We start from the raw sequence: 18,614 nt of genomic DNA, 5'->3' as shown, positions 1-18,614 counted from the left end.
CTTAAAAACTAATGTTCTGCCAACAGTTTTTGGGTTTGAGCATATAAGGTTTCTGCACGAATCGGCTGAGGCAATACCTCGATAATTTCACGAAATAGCTGCCAGCTCACGCCATCTTGGCGTGAAAATAAAATACATGGATAACCAAGCTCGTCAGGGGCAAGTTGTAACCGTTTTTCACCATGCAAGACCCGATACTTTTGTCGTTCTTTAATCAGAAGCAAGGGCGTTTCTAAATTGGCTTCACTTTCTTCAAAAGGAATAAAACGCTGCGGCAAAATCATTGAGGCTGGAATAAACGGGTACATATATTGCTGTTGCCACAGATTTTTGGCATGTAAATACTCATTGAAGAGGAGTTCAATGCGTTCATAACTGGCCTGAAACTGGCCCCATGAGAGAGTTTTGACGCTGGCTAAGATCGTATCGGTTTGCAAACAGTATTGCTGTGCGAGTTGCCCCGCGGTCTGAATATCACGAATGCCTAAAATAGCAATATAGCCTAAAAATTGTCCGTTTGTATTGATGCGTTCAGCAACGACGGTCGGAGCATGCTGCATTTCATCGACCCGCTGAGACAAACTAAAGCAGGTGAGGTAGCTGGAAATATGGTCATGACTTTGAAAAATGACTTCAAAACATAACTGGCTAAAACCCTCAATTCGAATCGGTGAAGTTTGGTGAATATTGATTGAATGATCGGTTTTTTCTGGAGAAAGCTTTTGGGGGAGATCGTTTAGTAGTGCAACATTTGGCAATTGGTCGGGCGTTTGCTGTTCTACTCGAACTGGGGTTTGAATACCTAGACGTTCATTAAACTCATCATCTGTCAGTAAACACTGCAACAGGTTTTGTTGCTGTAACATCCATTGATAGCCTTCGTTTAAATGTCCTTTCCAACTACAATGAATAGCGCCACGCCGTGCTTGTGGAATCAGCCAGACTTGCCAAAGCCGCTGTTCCTGATTATATAAAATTGCCCATCCCATGTTGGGATTCTGATTCAGAGCCTGTAACAGTAAGGAGCGATCATAAAACAAACCCCGATAGCTATTTTTAAATTTGGACAGCTTCAGCAGTTCATTGCTTAAATTTACATGCACTTCAGACGTACCATGTGTACCTTTCGGTGTCCGAAAGGTAATTGGTTTTTCACAGAGTTGAAAAATTTCTTTGAGATGGTGGGTTGCCTGAGCACGCTTAAACAGCGGTACATGCTCATTGTCAATCGTGGCAATGGTTTGATGAATATCTTTAATCAGCAATGCTTTTTCTAATAAATTCATTGTTAATAGCTCACTTGCTAATATAGTTTTTAGCTTTGTTGAGATATTGTGTCAGTATCTGATTCAGGGCTAATTCCAGCATCCGATATTCTTTAGTCTCTTGATTTGTATAGTGGTTTGCAAGTTCGATCAGTTCGTCTAAATTCAGCTGATCATAGCGAACTTTTTCTTGTAAAAATTCTTGTAACTGTAGCATGGTAGCCTGATGAAAAAGCACAGATGGCTTTAATTATAAACAAGTTCATTCAGTTTAAAACATATGTTTAATAAAAACATTTTTAGATCGTTAAATAATTGATAACTCGTTTATATAATTAATATTTAATATGAATAGTGTGGTATTTTCTGGTTTTTGAAAAGCGCAGATTTACTGCGCTGGTGAAGGTGGGATTTGACATTGCTTATCATCACAACGAGCTGCATCGGTATCCTGTTGAATATGAGTCGCCTGTTGCAAGGCTTGTAAGAAGATTTCGCGCGGCTGAGCACCTGAAAGTGCGAACTTTTGTTCAAAAACAAAAAAAGGCACGCCTGAAATGTTCAGTTGCTCATGCGCAATTTTTTCATCATGACGCACAAATTCAGCAAACTCGTCTGAATCGAGCACATACTCGACTTCGGCATGATCTAAGCCAATACGTGAGGCAATTTCTTCGATGACTTCACGCTCACCAATCGCCAAACCTTCGGTCATGTAGGCATGAAAGAATGCTTCTTTGGCTTGATTCCCCAGGCCTTTACTTTGTGCCAAATGAATAATGCGATGTGCATTGAAACTATTGCCTGAATTGGCTTTTTCCCACTGGAAGTCAATGCCTTCACTGGCAGCAAGCGCAGCAACATTACGTTCCATTTCTTGCATTTCGGCAAAACTACGTCCGTATTTTTGTGCCAAACGCTCGGTGTTGCTGAGCATATGTTTAGCAGGTGCATTTGGGTCGAGTTCAAAACTATGCCAATGAATGTCAAGTTCAATGCCTGCTTCTTGTGCGACATGTTCTAAACGCTTTTTGCCAATATAGCAAAATGGGCAGACCACATCTGACCAAATATCTACACGCATATTCAGATTCTCTGATAAATAGACTTTGCATAGTAAAGCTTAGATCGGGGAATGAAAAGCTGTGCCATAACAGCCTGCTGATATTTGAGCGATAACAGAACGGTATTTATTTTTATCAGCAAAATAGTCGATTTCCCTTCAGTGAAAAAGACGGATTCATGAGTTTGTGGAAATGAGATATTTAAGCGGGCAATTGAAAGCCTCGGGATAGTCGACGAATGAATAAATGTATATAGATGGATAGACCGCTTGATTTAGGTATTTTATATTTATAAAACTTATTTTTTAAATAAAAATAAATCAATTTTACTGATAATTGGTTTGGTCTAAGATAATCACAAATATTCATAGGATGTTTGTGATGCAACAGCCACAACAGTTGATTCGACATTTCACACCAAACTGGTTCACGGTCAATATGGGAACTGGAGTCGTCGCACTACTCTTGAGTGCATCTCCGATAATGACAGCATCTTGTGAGGAGTTGGCGCGTATATTGTGGCTGGCAAATATTGTGCTGTTTATCTTATTTGCCGTGTTGTATAGCTTGCGTTGGCTTTTTTATTTTCATGAAGCCAAACAGATTTTTCAACATTCAAGCATGGCATTTTTCTTTGGCGCGATTCCAATGGGATTGGCAACCATCATCAATGGTCTGATTAAATTCATGCCGCAACATTTGGCCTTGGCTGAGTTCTTATGGGGAGTCGACGTCGTCTTGGCGGTGATTGTGGCAGTGGGTGTCCCGATGCTGATGTTTGTATATCAGCAGCATCAGTTAAACACCATGACCGCGATTTGGTTATTGCCCATTGTGACGGCAGAAGTGGTGGCAAGCTCTGGAGGTGTTCTGTTGGCACATTTTCCTGCCAGTCAAGCTGCGATGAATTTACTCTTTGGCTGTTATGTTTTATGGGGAATGTCAGTTTTACCTGCATTTGCAGTATTGACGATTTTATTGCTGCGTTTGGCACTGCATCGCTTACCTGAAGCGCAAATGGCAATGTCGGTTTGTCTGGCATTAGGGCCTATTGGTACAGGTGCGCTGGCATTGCTGCTTTTGGGACAACAAGCCCCTCGTATTTTGGCAGCGTGTCATTTGGTCGAACTCGGCAATTTGATGCACTATGCTGGTATTTGGATCAGTTTTATTTTACTGGGCTTTGGATTGTGGTGGTTCGCTATCGCATTGTTTACGATCTATAAACATAGCCGTACAGGGTTGAGCTTTAATCTGGGATGGTGGGGGCTGACTTTTCCTTTGGGTGTGTTTGATCTGGCGATTTTAAATCTTGCCCAGCAAATCCAGAGTCAGGCTTTGTTGTATATCGGTTTAGGCTTTGCAGGATGTATTGTGCTGTTATGGGCAATGGTGATGGTAAAAACCATACAAGGCGCTTATCGAGGTTCATTGTTTTTTTCACCATGTTTAATGTCAATGCTTGAAAAAGCATGATCTAATGCTGAAATAAAATACAAGAAACCAGAATTGATCATGTTTATAGAAGCAACAAAACAGCATATTCCAGACATTGTTAAACTGGTAAATCTATCTTACCGCTCACAAGATGTGCGTGGATGGACATCAGAAGCTGATGTGGTTTCAGGCGAGCGGATATCTGCTCAGCAACTTCAGGATTTATTTGTTCCTGACGCTAAAATCTTGTTGTTGTTTGATGCTGCTGAACTGGTTGCCTGTGTGCATGTGCAGAAACATAAAGATCAGGCCTATATTGGTATGTTGACCACCCATCCACAGCGGCAAAATCAAGGGTTGGGTAAACAGGTGTTGCAGTTTGCAGAAGATTTTGCTCAGGAAAATTTTGCGGTTACAGGGTTTAAAATGTCGGTGTTGTCTTGTCGTACCGAGTTAATCGAGTTTTATTTGCGTCGGGGTTATGTGCTGACAGGTGAAACTGAAGATTATCCAATCGATGCGAATGTGGGACAGCCGTTATTTGAGAATATTCGGTTGTTGCATTTGGTGAAGCACGTATAAAAAAATCCCCGCACTCAGCGGGGATTCTCTTTCAAGCTTAAATTAAATACGTTCAATAATGGTCGCAATACCCTGACCTAAACCAATACACATGGTCGCTAGACCGATTTGAGTATCTTTTTGCTCCATGACATTGAGCAAGGTCGTGGTAATACGCGCACCTGAACAACCGAGCGGGTGACCAAGTGCAATTGCACCACCGTTGAGGTTGACAATATCCTGTTTCTCATACAAACCTAAGCCTTTGAGTACTGACAAACCTTGAGCAGCAAAGGCTTCATTCAGTTCAATGGTTTGAATGTCAGAGATACTTAAGCCTGCACGTTTTAAGGCTTTTTGTGTCGCAGGTACAGGGCCATAACCCATAATTGCCGCATCACAACCTGCCACTGCCATTGAGCGAATCACGGCACGTGGTTTGAGACCGAGATCTTTGGCACGTTCAGCAGACATGAGTAACATGGCAGATGCACCATCAGACAACGCCGATGAAGTTGCCGCGGTCACTGTTCCGCCTTTCGGGTCAAATGCAGGACGAAGTGCTTGGAACGCAGCCAAGTTCGCATCGGCACGAATCACTTCATCGACATCACAGAAGATTTTAAAGCCGTCGGCATTGTGACCTTCAACACCGACGATTTCATTTTTAAAGCGACCTTCTTGGGTGGCTGCCCAAGCGCGTTTATGTGATTCAACCCCAAAAGCGTCTTGTTCTTCACGGCTAATGCCATTCATGCGACCTAACATTTCTGCGGTTAAGCCCATCATATTTGAGGCTTTTGCATAATGTTTAGAGGCTTCAGGATTCAGGTCAACGCCATGCATCATGTTGACATGACCCATGTGTTCTACACCACCAATAATGAAAATTTCACCTTGATGCGTTGCGATTTGAGCTGCTGCAGCATGAATCGCCTGCATGGATGAACCACACAAACGGTTGATGGTTTGACCTGCAACGGTTTTTGGCAAACCAGCCAGCAAGCTGGCATTACGGGCAATGTTCCAGCCTTGTTCGAGGGTCTGATTCACACAGCCCCAGATCACATCTTCAACTTCATTGACGTCAAAGTTGTTACGCGCCACCAACGCACGAATCAGGGCAGCCGACAGATGCTCGGCACGCACATTGCGGAACATTCCGTTTTTGGATTTGCCCATGGCGGTACGTACGCCATCAACAATCACAACGTCACGTGGATTTAAAGTAGTCATTCACGCTGCTCCTTAACCGTAAAATTTCTTGTTGTTTTCAGCCATGTCACGCAGCAATTGCGGTGCTTCATAGGCTTTGCCCAAATGTGCATAGGTGTTGCACAGTGCCACGTATTCAGCGACGCCAGTCTGGTCGACATAACGGCATGGCCCACCACGGAAGGCAGGGAAACCAATACCCATAATCATGGCCATGTCCGCTTCATGTGGTGTAGCAACAATTTTATCTTCTAGACAACGAACCGTTTCGTTGCATAGCGCCAACATCATACGGTCAATAATTTCTTGCGGGTCAAACTCGTGTTTTTCACCTGTGACAACAGGGGCGATCAGCTCATAGGTTGTCGCATCAACAATTTTGGCTTTTTTGCCTTTCTTGTCGAGTTCGTATTTGTAGAAACCGACATCATTTTTCTGACCGAGACGTTTCGCTTCATATAAAGTTTCAATTGAACCTTTGAAGTCTGGTTTCATACGGTCAGGGAAGCCTTCCGCCATGACCTCAGCGCCGTGTACGCCTGTATCAATCCCGACCACATCCATGAGGTAAGCAGGACCCATCGGCCAACCAAATTTTTCCATGACTTTGTCGATTTGCTGGAAGTCTGCGCCGTCTTTAAGCAACAGATCGAACGCGCCAAAGTAAGGGAACAGAACGCGGTTCACCAAGAAGCCTGGGCAGTCATTGACGACAATCGGGGTTTTGCCCATTTTCTGAGCCAACACCACAGTCGTTGCAACTGCCTCTTCAGAAGTGTGTTCACCACGAATCACTTCGACCAGTGGCATCATATGCACAGGGTTAAAGAAGTGCATGCCGACAAAGTTTTCTGGGCGTTTTAGCGCTTTGGCTAAGCGGGTAATAGAAATAGTCGACGTGTTGGATGCAAGAATGGTGTTATCACGCACTTTGCTTTCAGCATCGGCAAGAACTATTTCTTTGACTTTTGGATTTTCAGTCACGGCTTCAATGATAATATCGACTTCTTTAAATTCGTCATAACTTAAAGATGGGCGAATACGGGTCAAAGTTTCACCCATTTTTGCCGCTGTCAGTTTGCCACGTTCGACTTGCTTGGTCAGCAGTTTATTGGCTTCTGACATCCCCAACGCGAGTTGTGGATTGCCAATGTCTTTCATAATGATTGGCGTGCCTTTACTTGCAGCTTGATAGGCAATACCACCGCCCATAATCCCTGCACCTAAAACAGCAGCTTGGTTGATCGGATGTGCGCCTTTTTCGTGTTTTTTCGAGGCTTTTTTCACAACCTGATCGTTAATGAATAAACCAATTAATGCTTCTGCCTGTGGCGTCACCGCAGCTTTAGCAAAGCCTTGCGCTTCGATTTTGACTGCTTCATCACGAGTGAGTGTTGCACCTGCTTGCAATGAGTCCAGCATTAGTTTTGGTGCTGGGTACTGGGCAGGGTTGGCTTTGGATAGCACCGCAGCTTTGGCGGTGGTAAATGCCATCATTTGTTCGATTTGATTAAGCTTAACAGGATCAAGTTTTTCCTGACGTTTAGCTTTCCAGTCCAAGCGTCCTGCAATGGCTTGTTTCACCAAATCAAGGGCAGCGGCAACGACTTTGTCATCAGCAACCACGGCATCAACGGCACCATCTTTAAGTGCTGCATCTGGTTTTTTCGGAACCGCCATGGCAATCCATTCAACCGCATTGTCAATCCCGATGATACGGCTTAAACGCACTGTACCACCAAAGCCCGGGAAAATTCCGAGTTTGATTTCAGGTAAGCCGACTTGTGCCGATTGTGCCATCACGCGGTAGTCACAGACCAGACACATTTCAAAACCGCCACCCAAAGCCATGCCATTAATCGCAACCACTTTCGGGATATTCAAATCTTCAAAGCTGTTAAACACTTGATGAATGCTTACCAGCCAGTCCTGAATCACTTGCTCACCTTGAGCAAAGTTTTCCCCAAATTCAGTAATGTCTGCACCGACAATAAATGTCGATTTGGCAGAGGTTACTACCAAGCCTTGAATTTCAGGATGCGCTTGTACCGCAGCGATTGCGGCTTGGAAGTCATCAATGGTGGCTTTATTGAATTTATTAACCGACTCACCGAGTAAGTCAAAGTGGAATTCTGCAATTCCGTCCTGTAGCATTTGGACGGTAATGGCATTGCCAGCGTGGATCATGCCCTGATCTCCTTTTTTTGGAGGACTTGTACGTTGATGTTATTGGGTTATGGTGCAAAGCACGCATGATTGAATGCTTTTCATCTTACGATAACTCTAAACAAAAAATATGCTTGGAGTTGTATCAAGCCGTGACGCAATGGTCACTGATTTTTTGCATCAAAAGCGAACTGGACAGTTTTTTTGTTGAATATGCATACGCAAAATACAGGTTTCTAGAATTTATCATGACTTAAATCATTGACTTGAAGAAATATCATCTGGGAGTTTTAAAAAAATTATAAAAATGTATTTTTTGTCATTTGAGTCAATTATATAGATGGTCTACAAGGAGGATGCATACAAAATTCCACAGAGCTTTAACTCGAATACACGGCTCGCCAGAAATTACCGATCAGCAAATTCAGATGGAGGTTTGAGACTGCACACTGAAGTGACATAAGGCGGTATTATCCAACAATAAACATGGGCTAAATCGTGATGAAAGCAGCATAATCATTGCGTGATTGATCAATCTACCCAATAATCAATGAAAATGATTTTGCCTGAATTTATAAAAATCAAAGTTAGAATTATTTTTAAACATTCCTCTAAGAATAGCCTTTTCTCTAGTAAGTTTTTATTTTTTTGGTAAAATTTCACAACATGATAATCAGTTGCTTTTTTAAGGCTGATCGAATCATTGATTAATTCTGAGTAACACTATGATTAAATGGATTATTTTAGTGATTTTTGTGATATCGGCACTGTATATCCAATATCGCGGCAAAGTGCGTCATTCGTTTTATCGTCAGTTCTTTGACCATTCAACCTTGCTCGCACCAATTAATTTTTTAATGTATGCCTTTTCGAAAGTGCCAAATCAGCCTTATATCGAAACGCAATACTTTAAAGACCTGAAAGTCCTTGATGAAAATTGGGAAATGATTCGTGATGAAGCCAAAGCATTGTATTCGCGTGGCGGAATTAAGGCAGCAGACAGCTACAACGATTTAGGTTTTAACTCATTTTTTAAAACGGGTTGGAAACGTTTTTATTTAAAATGGTATGACTCAGCACACCCTTCAGCAGCTGAGCTTTGCCCTAAAACTACGGCGTTGCTAAAAACTTTGCCAACGATTAAAGCCGCAATGTTTACTGAACTTGCTCCAAATAGCCGTCTGGTTCGTCACCGTGACCCGTATGCAGGTTCACTGCGTTACCATTTGGGTTTAATCACGCCGAATGATGATCGTTGTTTTATTGATGTCGATGGTCAACGCTATTCTTGGCGTGACGGGCAAAGTGTCGTATTTGACGAAACTTATATTCATTATGCTGAAAATACCACAGAGCAAAACCGAATTATCTTTTTTGCCGATGTTGAACGTCCCCTCAAAAGCCGTTTGATGGAAAAATTTAACCACTGGTTTGGTAAAAGTGTCATGACTGCGGCAAGCTCACCGAATGATACAAGTGATCAAACAGGCGGGTTAAATAAAGCCTTTGCTTATGTGTATCAGATTCGTTTAAAAGCCAAAGCCTTGAAAAAAACCAATCGTCAGCTGTACTACGTTTTAAAATGGGCGCTGATGCTTGGAATTTTCTTCCTGATTTTTATTCGTCCTTATGTGTTTAAATAAAAGCATGTGATTTAAAACGCCCAATGATGGGCGTTTTTTTATGGATAAAAAATATTCTTTTTCATTGTTTAAAAATAAATAATCCATAAAATTGGAGATAAATTCATCAGAATAATCTTGGGGAAAATAGATGAAAACCAAACAACTGGCAGTTTTATTGGCAGCATTGGGGCTGAGTGTGTTGGGGCATGCCACGACATGGTTTGCGGGTTCAGAGCATCGCGGCAATGTGAATATTCGTATTTCAGGAGGTGCAGGGGTGACATGGGACTGCAATGGGCGTGAATGCCAAATGTCAGGCCCTTGGGGCAATGATTTGTCTTTGGAGTCTTGTCAGAACTTGGCAAGCAAAGTCGGTGAATTACGTTATTATGGCAATTCGGCGGGACGCATGTGGTCAGTGGGTTCACCTGCTTTGAATCAGTGTAATCAGGCAGCCAGTCGCCCAAGCAACCGTGGTGAAACTATATGGTATGCCGCAAGCCACTATCGTGGCAAAGTTCAAACACAGATTTCAGGCGGTGCGCCTGTGATGTGGGACTGTAATGGACATGAATGCAGCATGTCAGGCCCTTGGGGGAATGATTTGTCGGTTGAGTCTTGCCGTAACTTAGTAGCAAAAATTGGCAAAATCAGTAGCTATAGCAATTCGGCAGGAGCTGAGTGGCGCAGTGGTTCACGTGAACTTGCGAATTGTAATACTGCGGCACGTTAAGTCATTTTATTCTTGAAATCTGTGGGTTCAGGCGTTACATACTGTCATAAATGTTTTGATTACTGAGTCAGCCGTGAACCCAAACGCCCGCGAACACATTGAACAACTGCTTGCCCAAATGACCCAATTGCCAGGGGTTTATAAAATGCTGGGTAAGGAGGGTGAACTGCTGTACGTGGGCAAAGCCAAAAACCTGAAAAATCGGGTATCGAGTTACTTTGTCAAAACCATTGAACATCCAAAAACTCAGGCTTTGGTTGCACGTATTTATGATATTGAAACGCTGGTGGTGCGCTCTGAAACTGAAGCGTTATTGCTTGAACAAAACCTGATTAAACTGCATCGCCCGCCGTATAACATCATGCTGCGGGACGATAAATCTTATGTGTATATTTTCATTTCGGCCGATCAGCCTTATCCACGGATTGCCAGTGGACGCGGTAAGGGCAAACATCAGATTGGTAAATTCTTTGGGCCTTATCCGAGTGCTTATGCTGCACGCGATACTTTATTGATTTTGCAAAAACTGTTTAATGTACGGCAGTGTGAAAACAGTTATTTTTCTCAGCGTAAACGCCCTTGTTTGCAGTATCAAATTAAACGTTGCACCGCGCCTTGTGTCGGGCTGATTTCACCTGAAGACTATGCGCAAGATGTGCAAAACTCGATTCGTTTTTTGCAGGGTGACACGAAAGAGTTAAATCAAGAACTGATTCAAAATATGGAAGCAGCAGCGGCACAATTAGAATTTGAAAAGGCCGTGTTTTATCGTGACCGACTGGCATTATTGCGTCAAGTTTCAGCACAGCAAGCCGTGTATAAAATCAAAGGTGAAGCTGATATTTTGGCGATTGCACAGCAGGCAGGTGTGACCTGTGTACAGATCATGTATGTGCGTAATGGGCGTATGCTCGGTGGAAAAAGCTATTTCCCCGATATGCTCAGTGATGATCTGGGGCAAATGCTCAGTGATTTTATTGCCAATTTTTACTTTCAGGTGGCCGATGAAATTCCACAGGAATTGATCGTGAATACGGATCTACCTGATCGTAGTGAGCTGGAACAGGCACTCAGTCAGCAGTTCCAGAAGAAAATTCAGATTAAACCGAATGTACGGGAAACCCGTGCCGAGTGGCTTGAGCTGGCGCAAATGAATGTACAACATGCGATTCAAGGGCAACTGAATCAACATCAGGAATTGCACGAGCGTTTTTATCAGTTAGAGCAAATTATTGAACGCCCGATCGACCGTATTGAATGTTTTGATATTAGTCATACCATGGGCGAAGCCACCATTGCATCCTGTGTGGTGTTCGATCAGGGTGGGGCACGTAAACGCGATTATCGCCAGTTTGCAATTGAAGATATTCAGGCAGGGGATGACTACGCTGCCATGCGTCAAGCCTTGACCCGCCGTTATAAAAAAGCACCTTTGCCTGACTTACTTTTGATTGATGGCGGTAAAGGTCAATTGCACATGGCGATGCAGGTGATGCAAGACTTGGGGCTTGAAGCGTTCATGCTTGGTGTGTCTAAAGGTGAAGGGCGTAAACCAGGACTGGAAACTTTACACTTTACCGATGGACGAAAAATCCAGTTGGCAGAAGATCATAAAGCGTTGCATCTGATTCAACAGGTACGTGACGAAGCACACCGTTTTGCGATTACCAAGCACCGTGCCAAACGTGATAAACGCCGTGCAGGTTCTGTATTAGAAGTGATTCCAGGGCTTGGGCCTAAGCGCCGCCGCGATTTACTAACACATTTTGGTGGAATACAAGGGGTGCTAAACGCCTCGGAAAAAGAACTGACTTTGGTGCCTGGGCTTGGAGAGGTCATGGCACGCACGATTTATCAGGTATTGCATGAGTGATGGGCATCAATTCACGGTTATTCCTGAAAGGTCTGGTCGATGAATCTTTTGCCTTGCTGTATTGGCTTTATAGTCGACACATCTGTGCATTTCGTATAAAGTGTGACTGTATTGATCAGTCAAAAATACGTTTAAAAATCACTCTATGCGGACTTTGCAAGGGCTATATTGGCGGTGGCTATGACAACAGGGCGAATCCTGAATATTCCAAATATTCTCACCATTGCACGAATTGTGCTCATTCCCGTATTTTTACTTGTGGCGTACTGGCCACCTGCAATTGGTGTCGAAGGACATACAGGTAGCTTATCGCGCCACGTCTTGCTGACTTCCATTTTTGTCTTAGCAGCAATCACTGACTGGTTTGATGGTTATCTGGCACGTGCTTTAAATCAGACCTCGGCATTTGGACGTTTTCTTGACCCTGTTGCAGATAAACTTATGGTGGCAGCCGCTTTAGTGGTACTGGTGCAGTGGAAACCGACCATTATTATGGCGTTTGCTGGGATTGTGATTATTTCGCGTGAAATTACAGTTTCTGCATTGCGTGAATGGATGGCTGAACTTGGTGCGCGTACCAGTGTTGCAGTATCCACAGTGGGTAAATACAAAACAGCTTTTCAAATGATCGCGATAAGTGTGTTCTTGCTGAACTGGCAGCCTCTCGATACATTTGCTTATATCCTGTTGTATACCGCGGTGATTTTGACACTTTGGTCGATGTTTATTTATCTCAAGGCAGCATGGCCGTACTTAAAACAGCCCTGAGAGCCAAAGCCCTGAATGTTCAGGGCTTTTTTGTGCCTGATTTTTGGGTGTGAGTATTTACTGAAATAGCATGTATGGAAAAAATATATAAATGATTTATAGAGTAAAATTTTATAAAAATAATCCTTATTGAAAAACTGGGCTTTATGCAAGAGTTGTTAGCAATAAAACCGCATAACATTACAGATGCTGACAACTGTGTTGAGAAAAACTACCTTTTTTTAAAAAGGGCTCTGTCAAGATGCTGTGCGGCACGTGAAGTTTTCCTTCAAGAATTAGGGATGATGTGTTGTAAAACAGGGAAGGGATCAGGAACAACAAATAACGAGCTGTCTTATTATTTCATTTTAGACGGTTATTTATGAAAACAATGTTTTTAGATCGGAAGTTTTATCCGAGCGATTTGATCTCAGGTTTGGTGGTGTTTTTGGTGGCGTTACCCTTGTGTTTGGGGATTGCTCATGCATCGGGAGCGCCGTTATTGTCAGGTGTGATTGCAGGTGTAATCGGCGGGATTGTCGTCGGTGCATTGAGTGGTTCACATATTAGTGTTTCAGGGCCTGCTGCGGGTTTAACTGCAATTATTTTGGCGCAGCTCATGGCGCTGGATGGTCAGTATTCGGCATTTTTGCTGTGTGTCATCTTATCAGGTTTGCTACAAATGGTTTTTGGCTGCTTAAAGCTGGGAACTTTTGCCAACTTTGTCCCAACCAATGTGATCTTGGGTTTGTTGGTTGCGATTGGTTTAATTTTAATGATCAATCAGTTACCGAACTTGTTTGGTTTGCATATGGCAACGATCAAACAGTTAGGGCTGCAAAATTTCCCTCAGGTTTTACAACATATTGATGTGGGCGCAGCCGTGATTGGTGTACTGTCCGTCGCATTGATTTTGCTATGGGATCAAACGCCTTTAAAGAAGTTGCAGTTGCCATCGGCATTGGTGGCGGTGGTGTTTGCAGGGGTACTGAACTGGCTGTTGATTCAGGCTGGTTCGAACCTTGCGGTAGGTGATCAGCATTTGATTGATTTACCCAACCTATTTTCTTCGGAAGAGAAAATCTTTTATTTTCCAGATTTTTCCTACTGGAATAACCCGCAAATTTATGTGGGCGCGGTGACGCTTGCTGTGGTTGCATCGTTGGAAACTTTGCTGAATCTGGAAGCTGCCGACAAGATGGATCCGCAAAAGCGCAGTTCGCCGCCAAACCGTGAATTGCTGGCGCAGGGGATTGGGAATACCTTGTCGGGTTTTGTGGGTGGGATGCCTGTGACTTCGGTGATTGTACGCAGTTCTGTCAATGCCACCAGTGGTTCGAAGACCAAAGTGTCGACCATTTTTCACGGCATTTTGCTGATTATTGCGATTCTGTTTTTAACGCCCTTGCTGAATGTTGTACCGCTGTCAGCACTGGCAGCGATTCTATTACTCACAGGTTATAAACTGGCACAGCCGAAGCTGTTTATTCAGCTGTATAACAAAGGCTGGAAGCAGTTCCTCCCGTTTATTGTGACCATTGTTGCAATTCTGCTGACCGATTTGCTGATCGGAATCATGATCGGCTTAGTGTTGAGTGCGCTATTTATTTTACATAGCAATATGCATAGTGGCGTTAAAGTGATTCATGAAAAGCATTTGCATGGCAGTTTGACGCGGATTGAACTGGCACAGAATGTCAGCTTTTTAAACCGCGCTGCGCTGTTGTCTGTACTCAACAAAATTAAGCGTCATAAAACGGTGGTGATTGATGCCAGTAACACAGCGTATATTGATCCTGATTTGTATCAGGTGATTCAGGAGTTTCAGCAAGATAAAGCCACGCAACAGCAGATTGATCTGAAGCTGATTGGTTTTCAGGCACATTATCCCGAATTGCATGAAGATGATGTGATTGATGTCGATGTCAGTACTCGTGAAATGCAGCAACAATTGACCCCTGAACTGGTTTTGCAAAAACTTAAAGATGGCAATCAACGCTTTGTTTCGCAGCAGCGTTTACAACATAATATTGCCCGACAAATTCAGATTACTGCCAAATATGGACAGCATCCGATTGCTGCAGTATTGGGCTGTATGGATTCGCGTGCTCCGACGGAAATGCTGTTTGATGTGGGGGTAGGCGATCTGTTTAGTTTGCGCATTGCGGGCAATATTGCAGGTGAGAAAGTACTTGGTTCACTGGAGTTTGCTTGTAAAAGTAAAGGTTCTCGGCTGATTGTGGTTCTTGGGCATACGGATTGTGGTGCAGTAACGGCAGCATGTCAGATGCATCAGCAGCAACTCGATGTCAGCCAAGCTCAAAATACACCGAACATTCAATATGTACTGAAACCGATTATGTCGGCAATTGATACAGTTAAAAATCAGATGACCGATGATCAGCTAGGACGCAGTTTTATTGATGCAGTGACCATGATGAATGTCAAAAACAACATGGCGTATATTCTGAAACATAGCAATGTGCTACGTGAAATGGTCGAGAAGGGTGAAGTTGGAATTGTCGGCGCAATTTACGATGTGAAAACGGGTCAAGTTGATTTTCTAGAGTAACCACGAGATCTTATCTGATGCAAGCAAGGCGGATGTAAACATCCGCCTTGTGATTTTTAAAAAGTGGGTTAGTCGCGATGAGACTGCTGTTCGACCTGTTCGGCAAGACTTAAGTATTTTTTCTCAATTTCCGTAGCATGTTCTTTCAACGTCTGAATGATTTTTTCCAGATTGACGTATTCAAAGCGGTTTTTAGAACCAACAACCGTTAGGGCAACAGGTGCAATTTTGCTAGAATATTTAATCGGTACGGACAAGCTTGAATATAGCGGATTGACTTCACCTTGAGAAAAATAATAACCCTGTTTTTTAATTTTCCGCATGTGCTGAATGAACTGGCTTTCGTCCTGAGCAAAACCAACTGTGGCAAGTTGTGCTGCATAATGCTCATAGAAGTTGTGCAAGCCTTGCTTGTTCATGTGCGCCACAATAATTTTGGGTGAAGCACCCATATAGACAGGGCGTGGGCTACCGCGACCATACGACACCAGTAAGTTGCCTTGAAAAGACTCATCATGAATATCAATACAGTAATCATGGTTTAAGAATGTGAGCAGGCAACTGAGTTCGGTATGCTCAACAATATCTTTCATATACGGAATACTGACTTGAACCAGCGGGTCAGTGGTTCGCGAAATATAGTCCAATACCGCAATTTTCGGCCCAAGGGTATAGTCACCTGAAGTACCGCTAATGCGTTGCAACAAATCTGCTGAAACCAGCTCTTTTAAGTAACGATAGCTTGTCGGTCGGGATAAGCCGAGTTCCTGACTAATAATATCGACATTGATCACGTGTCGAGAAATCGAGAATAAATCTAAAACGGTTAAAATTTTACCAAAGCTCGTAACAGCCATAGAGAATAGATTTCCCAAAAATAAATAAAGGTGGTGAAGTCGTTATAGTTTATAAAACGGTACATCTTTTCGCATAAAAAAAACATAAGATGTTTGTCTAAAATAACATAAATTATCAAATTAAGATATTAGTGTTGACGAATATGTTTTTTTTTGAAAAAATCGGCAAACCAAATATCGAATGAAGACGTTAAATTGCATCTTCTTTGCATTAAACGAATTCAACTCTTTGCTTTCTTGCACATCAAACAGGCAAGAAACCTCCGACCAAATACAATTCCTGTAGACAAGTCTATGGGTTAAGTATGCTATGGCATTGTGACAGATCATACATTTGCTGTTCGTTGAGTAAATGTTAGAGCGTTATTGTCTTTTATTTGAGCAAAGAGTGATACATCATCAAGATCTAACCGAGTATTCGAGAGATATGCATGTTGCTCTATAAACAGTTGTTGGCATTTCGCCCTTCAAAAATGGATTTTATCTTTGCGGTAAAAACCTTTATTGCAGGCATGTTGGCATTGTATATCGCCTTTTGTTTAGATTTGACCTACCCCATGTGGGCCATCGGCACCGTGATGATTATTGTCAATCCATATTCAGGTATGGTGTCGTCCAAAGCAGTTTATCGTTTATTGGGTACTGCCGCAGGAGCGGTGGTTGCAACGCTGATCACCCCGCATTTGATCAATACTCCATTTTTGTTTATGTCAGTCGTGGCGGCTTGGGTGGGATTCTGTTTATATATATCGTTGTTAGACCGTACACCACGTAGTTATGTCTTTATGCTGGCAGGTTATACCACCGCCATGATTGTATGTAACTCGATTAATAGTATTGAAACCGTGAGTGTCTTTGATATGGCACTAGGGCGCGTACTGGAAATTTCGTTGGCGGTCGTTTGTACTGCGGTGGTCTTTGCCACTATTTTCCCTTTGCATTTGGGACCTGCCATTCAGCAGCGGGTTGATAAAACGTTAAATGATACTCGCCAGATTTTTCAGAAAATTTTAACTGAGCATACGGCTGACAATAACTATAATGAGCTATTGGGTACAATCACCAGTGATATTGCCGATATTCATGCTTTAGTGGCGCATTTAGCGTATGAAAAAGGCGAGCTGCAAGGGATGACGAAACCGATTCAGGAGTTGCTGCATCAAGTGACCATGATTGTTTCTAACCTGACAGCGGCGGCAGAACGAATTCGTCAGCTCAATACCATTGATGCCCATTATCAACAGGGGGTATTGAATCTACATCAACATATTCGGTTATTTATTCAAAGTAAAACAGAGATTCAAGAGTCTGATTTAACAGCATTACCTCCCGAATTTGAACAGGATTTCCAACATTTACAGCAACTGGCACGTCCAGAGCAACAGGTGATGCTTGATGGCCTGAAAATGGATATTCGCCATCTGATCCAAAATATCTTTACGGTAAAGTTAATCTGGCAATTGATTCAGCGTGGTGACAAGCATATTCCAGAATCAGTCGCGACGTTGACCACCAGTTACCCCAGTTTGCACCGCGATCATGGTATGGCGCTGCGTGGTGCATTTGCCGCGATCGTTGCTATTTTGGTGTCATTTTCATTATGGGTTTATACAGGCTGGAGTGCAGGCTATATGATGGCGCAGTTGGCAGCCGTTACAGCATGTATTTTGACGGCAATGGATAACCCTGTCCCTGCACTAAAAATGTTTATTCGCGGTAGTATTTATGCAGGAATTTTAACGGTGATTTATATCTTGGGCATTATGCCTGAGGTTAAGGACTTCTGGCAGTTAGGATTAGTTCTTGCGCCAGTCCTGATTTTCTTTGTCATGCTATATCCACATCCACCTTTGGCGGGTTTGGCATTGCCGACCATGGTGACGTTCATTATGAGTCTGAATTTGCAAAATCGTTATAGCATTGACCCTATAAAGTCGTTTGAAGGTTGCTTGGGCAGTGTTGCAGGTCCTGTTATTGCAGTATTGGCAGTGTATTTTATTCGTGCCATTTCACCCGAACAAAGTGCCAGCCGAATTTTATCTCTGCATTATAAAGCCATGCGCGAAGCATTGTATTTGCCTTATGGTGTCGATTTTCGGATTCATTTACGCAGTATGCTAGATCGGATTGGTGTGCTAAATACTAAGTTGGTGCAGTCTGCTGAGTTAAAGCAAGCCATGAATCTGGCACTGATTGAAACCAGTGCAATTGTAGATTTAAGTCGCCTGGATGAACTGGCGAATCGGGCAGAAACACCGACAGAATTGAAAACAGCGATTGGCGAATTGCAAAGCATATTAGACGATGCTTTTCGCAATCAGGAAAAACAATTGCATTTGGCAGAAAATATTCTTGCACAGGTCATGCAACAGATTACACAGCTAGAACAACAACTTCAGCAAGGAAGTCCTGCCGATATTGAACAACGGTTACGCATTAGCCTCAATAATATCCGTAGCAGTATTTTTCATATGCCAACCACGCAGGCAGGGATATAAG

The 18,614-nt window shown here is 42.9% G+C and carries 14 protein-coding genes; 8 read left to right on the top strand and 6 right to left on the bottom strand.

All coding sequences use genetic code 11. From position 1 onward, the window contains the following. Positions 1-8: 8 nt before the first annotated feature. The 3 genes from E0H77_RS07340 to E0H77_RS07330 form a co-directional block, all read right to left on the bottom strand. Positions 9-1,286, bottom strand: coding sequence for a hypothetical protein (locus E0H77_RS07340; protein WP_131376391.1), 1,278 nt, complete (start codon positions 1,284-1,286; stop codon positions 9-11). A gap of 10 nt (positions 1,287-1,296) precedes the next feature. After that, the gene (locus tag E0H77_RS07335; protein ID WP_131376389.1) at positions 1,297-1,482 is read right to left on the bottom strand and encodes a hypothetical protein; all 186 of its coding nucleotides are present in this window, start codon (positions 1,480-1,482) and stop codon (positions 1,297-1,299) included. Positions 1,483-1,653: 171 nt separating this feature from the next. After that, on the bottom strand, positions 1,654-2,349 hold the full coding sequence (locus E0H77_RS07330) for a DsbA family oxidoreductase (RefSeq protein WP_131376385.1): 696 nt from the start codon (positions 2,347-2,349) through the stop codon (positions 1,654-1,656). Between the two features lie 361 nt (positions 2,350-2,710). Between E0H77_RS07330 and E0H77_RS07325 the strand changes: the two genes are divergently transcribed. Continuing rightward, a complete protein-coding gene (locus E0H77_RS07325) occupies positions 2,711-3,805 on the top strand; it encodes an SLAC1 family transporter (protein WP_131376382.1) in 1,095 nt (364 codons plus the stop codon). A gap of 39 nt (positions 3,806-3,844) precedes the next feature. Then, entirely contained in the window at positions 3,845-4,348 is a 504-nt protein-coding gene (locus E0H77_RS07320; protein ID WP_131376379.1) for a GNAT family N-acetyltransferase, read from the top strand. Positions 4,349-4,390: 42 nt separating this feature from the next. Here E0H77_RS07320 and fadA read toward each other — a convergent pair whose 3' ends face one another. Next, positions 4,391-5,563 (bottom strand): acetyl-CoA C-acyltransferase FadA, encoded by a 1,173-nt coding sequence (fadA, locus tag E0H77_RS07315; protein ID WP_131376376.1) that lies wholly within the window; start codon positions 5,561-5,563, stop codon positions 4,391-4,393. A gap of 12 nt (positions 5,564-5,575) precedes the next feature. Then, a complete protein-coding gene (fadB, locus tag E0H77_RS07310; RefSeq protein ID WP_131376373.1) occupies positions 5,576-7,729 on the bottom strand; it encodes a fatty acid oxidation complex subunit alpha FadB in 2,154 nt (717 codons plus the stop codon). A 704-nt stretch (positions 7,730-8,433) separates the two neighbouring features. Between fadB and lpxO the strand changes: the two genes are divergently transcribed. The 5 genes from lpxO (at position 8,434) to E0H77_RS07285 (ending at position 15,258) form a co-directional block, all read left to right on the top strand. Beyond that, entirely contained in the window at positions 8,434-9,351 is a 918-nt protein-coding gene (lpxO, locus tag E0H77_RS07305; RefSeq protein ID WP_131376369.1) for a lipid A hydroxylase LpxO, read from the top strand. Between the two features lie 130 nt (positions 9,352-9,481). Beyond that, on the top strand, positions 9,482-10,066 hold the full coding sequence (locus E0H77_RS14045; RefSeq protein ID WP_131376366.1) for a DUF8200 family protein: 585 nt from the start codon (positions 9,482-9,484) through the stop codon (positions 10,064-10,066). Between the two features lie 73 nt (positions 10,067-10,139). Further along, entirely contained in the window at positions 10,140-11,939 is a 1,800-nt protein-coding gene (gene uvrC, locus E0H77_RS07295) for an excinuclease ABC subunit UvrC (protein WP_131376363.1), read from the top strand. 180 nt (positions 11,940-12,119) lie between these two features. Beyond that, entirely contained in the window at positions 12,120-12,707 is a 588-nt protein-coding gene (gene pgsA / locus E0H77_RS07290; protein WP_131313752.1) for a CDP-diacylglycerol--glycerol-3-phosphate 3-phosphatidyltransferase, read from the top strand. Between the two features lie 361 nt (positions 12,708-13,068). Beyond that, positions 13,069-15,258 carry a solute carrier family 23 protein gene (locus E0H77_RS07285; RefSeq protein WP_165491503.1) on the top strand — a complete coding sequence of 730 codons (2,190 nt, stop codon included), beginning with the start codon at positions 13,069-13,071 and terminating at the stop codon, positions 15,256-15,258. A gap of 68 nt (positions 15,259-15,326) precedes the next feature. Here E0H77_RS07285 and E0H77_RS07280 read toward each other — a convergent pair whose 3' ends face one another. Continuing rightward, a complete protein-coding gene (locus E0H77_RS07280) occupies positions 15,327-16,115 on the bottom strand; it encodes an IclR family transcriptional regulator (RefSeq protein ID WP_004902451.1) in 789 nt (262 codons plus the stop codon). Positions 16,116-16,546: 431 nt separating this feature from the next. On the opposite strand from E0H77_RS07280, the gene E0H77_RS07275 reads away from it, so the two are divergent. Continuing rightward, complete coding sequence (locus E0H77_RS07275) at positions 16,547-18,613, top strand: FUSC family protein (protein WP_131376360.1); 2,067 nt, start codon at positions 16,547-16,549, stop codon at positions 18,611-18,613. Position 18,614: the final 1 nt, after the last annotated feature.

The organism is Acinetobacter brisouioides, assembly GCF_004331075.1.
Classification (GTDB): domain Bacteria; phylum Pseudomonadota; class Gammaproteobacteria; order Pseudomonadales; family Moraxellaceae; genus Acinetobacter.
The sequence above is the reverse complement of the archived record's forward strand: the minus strand, read 5'-3'. Positions and strand labels throughout refer to the sequence as shown.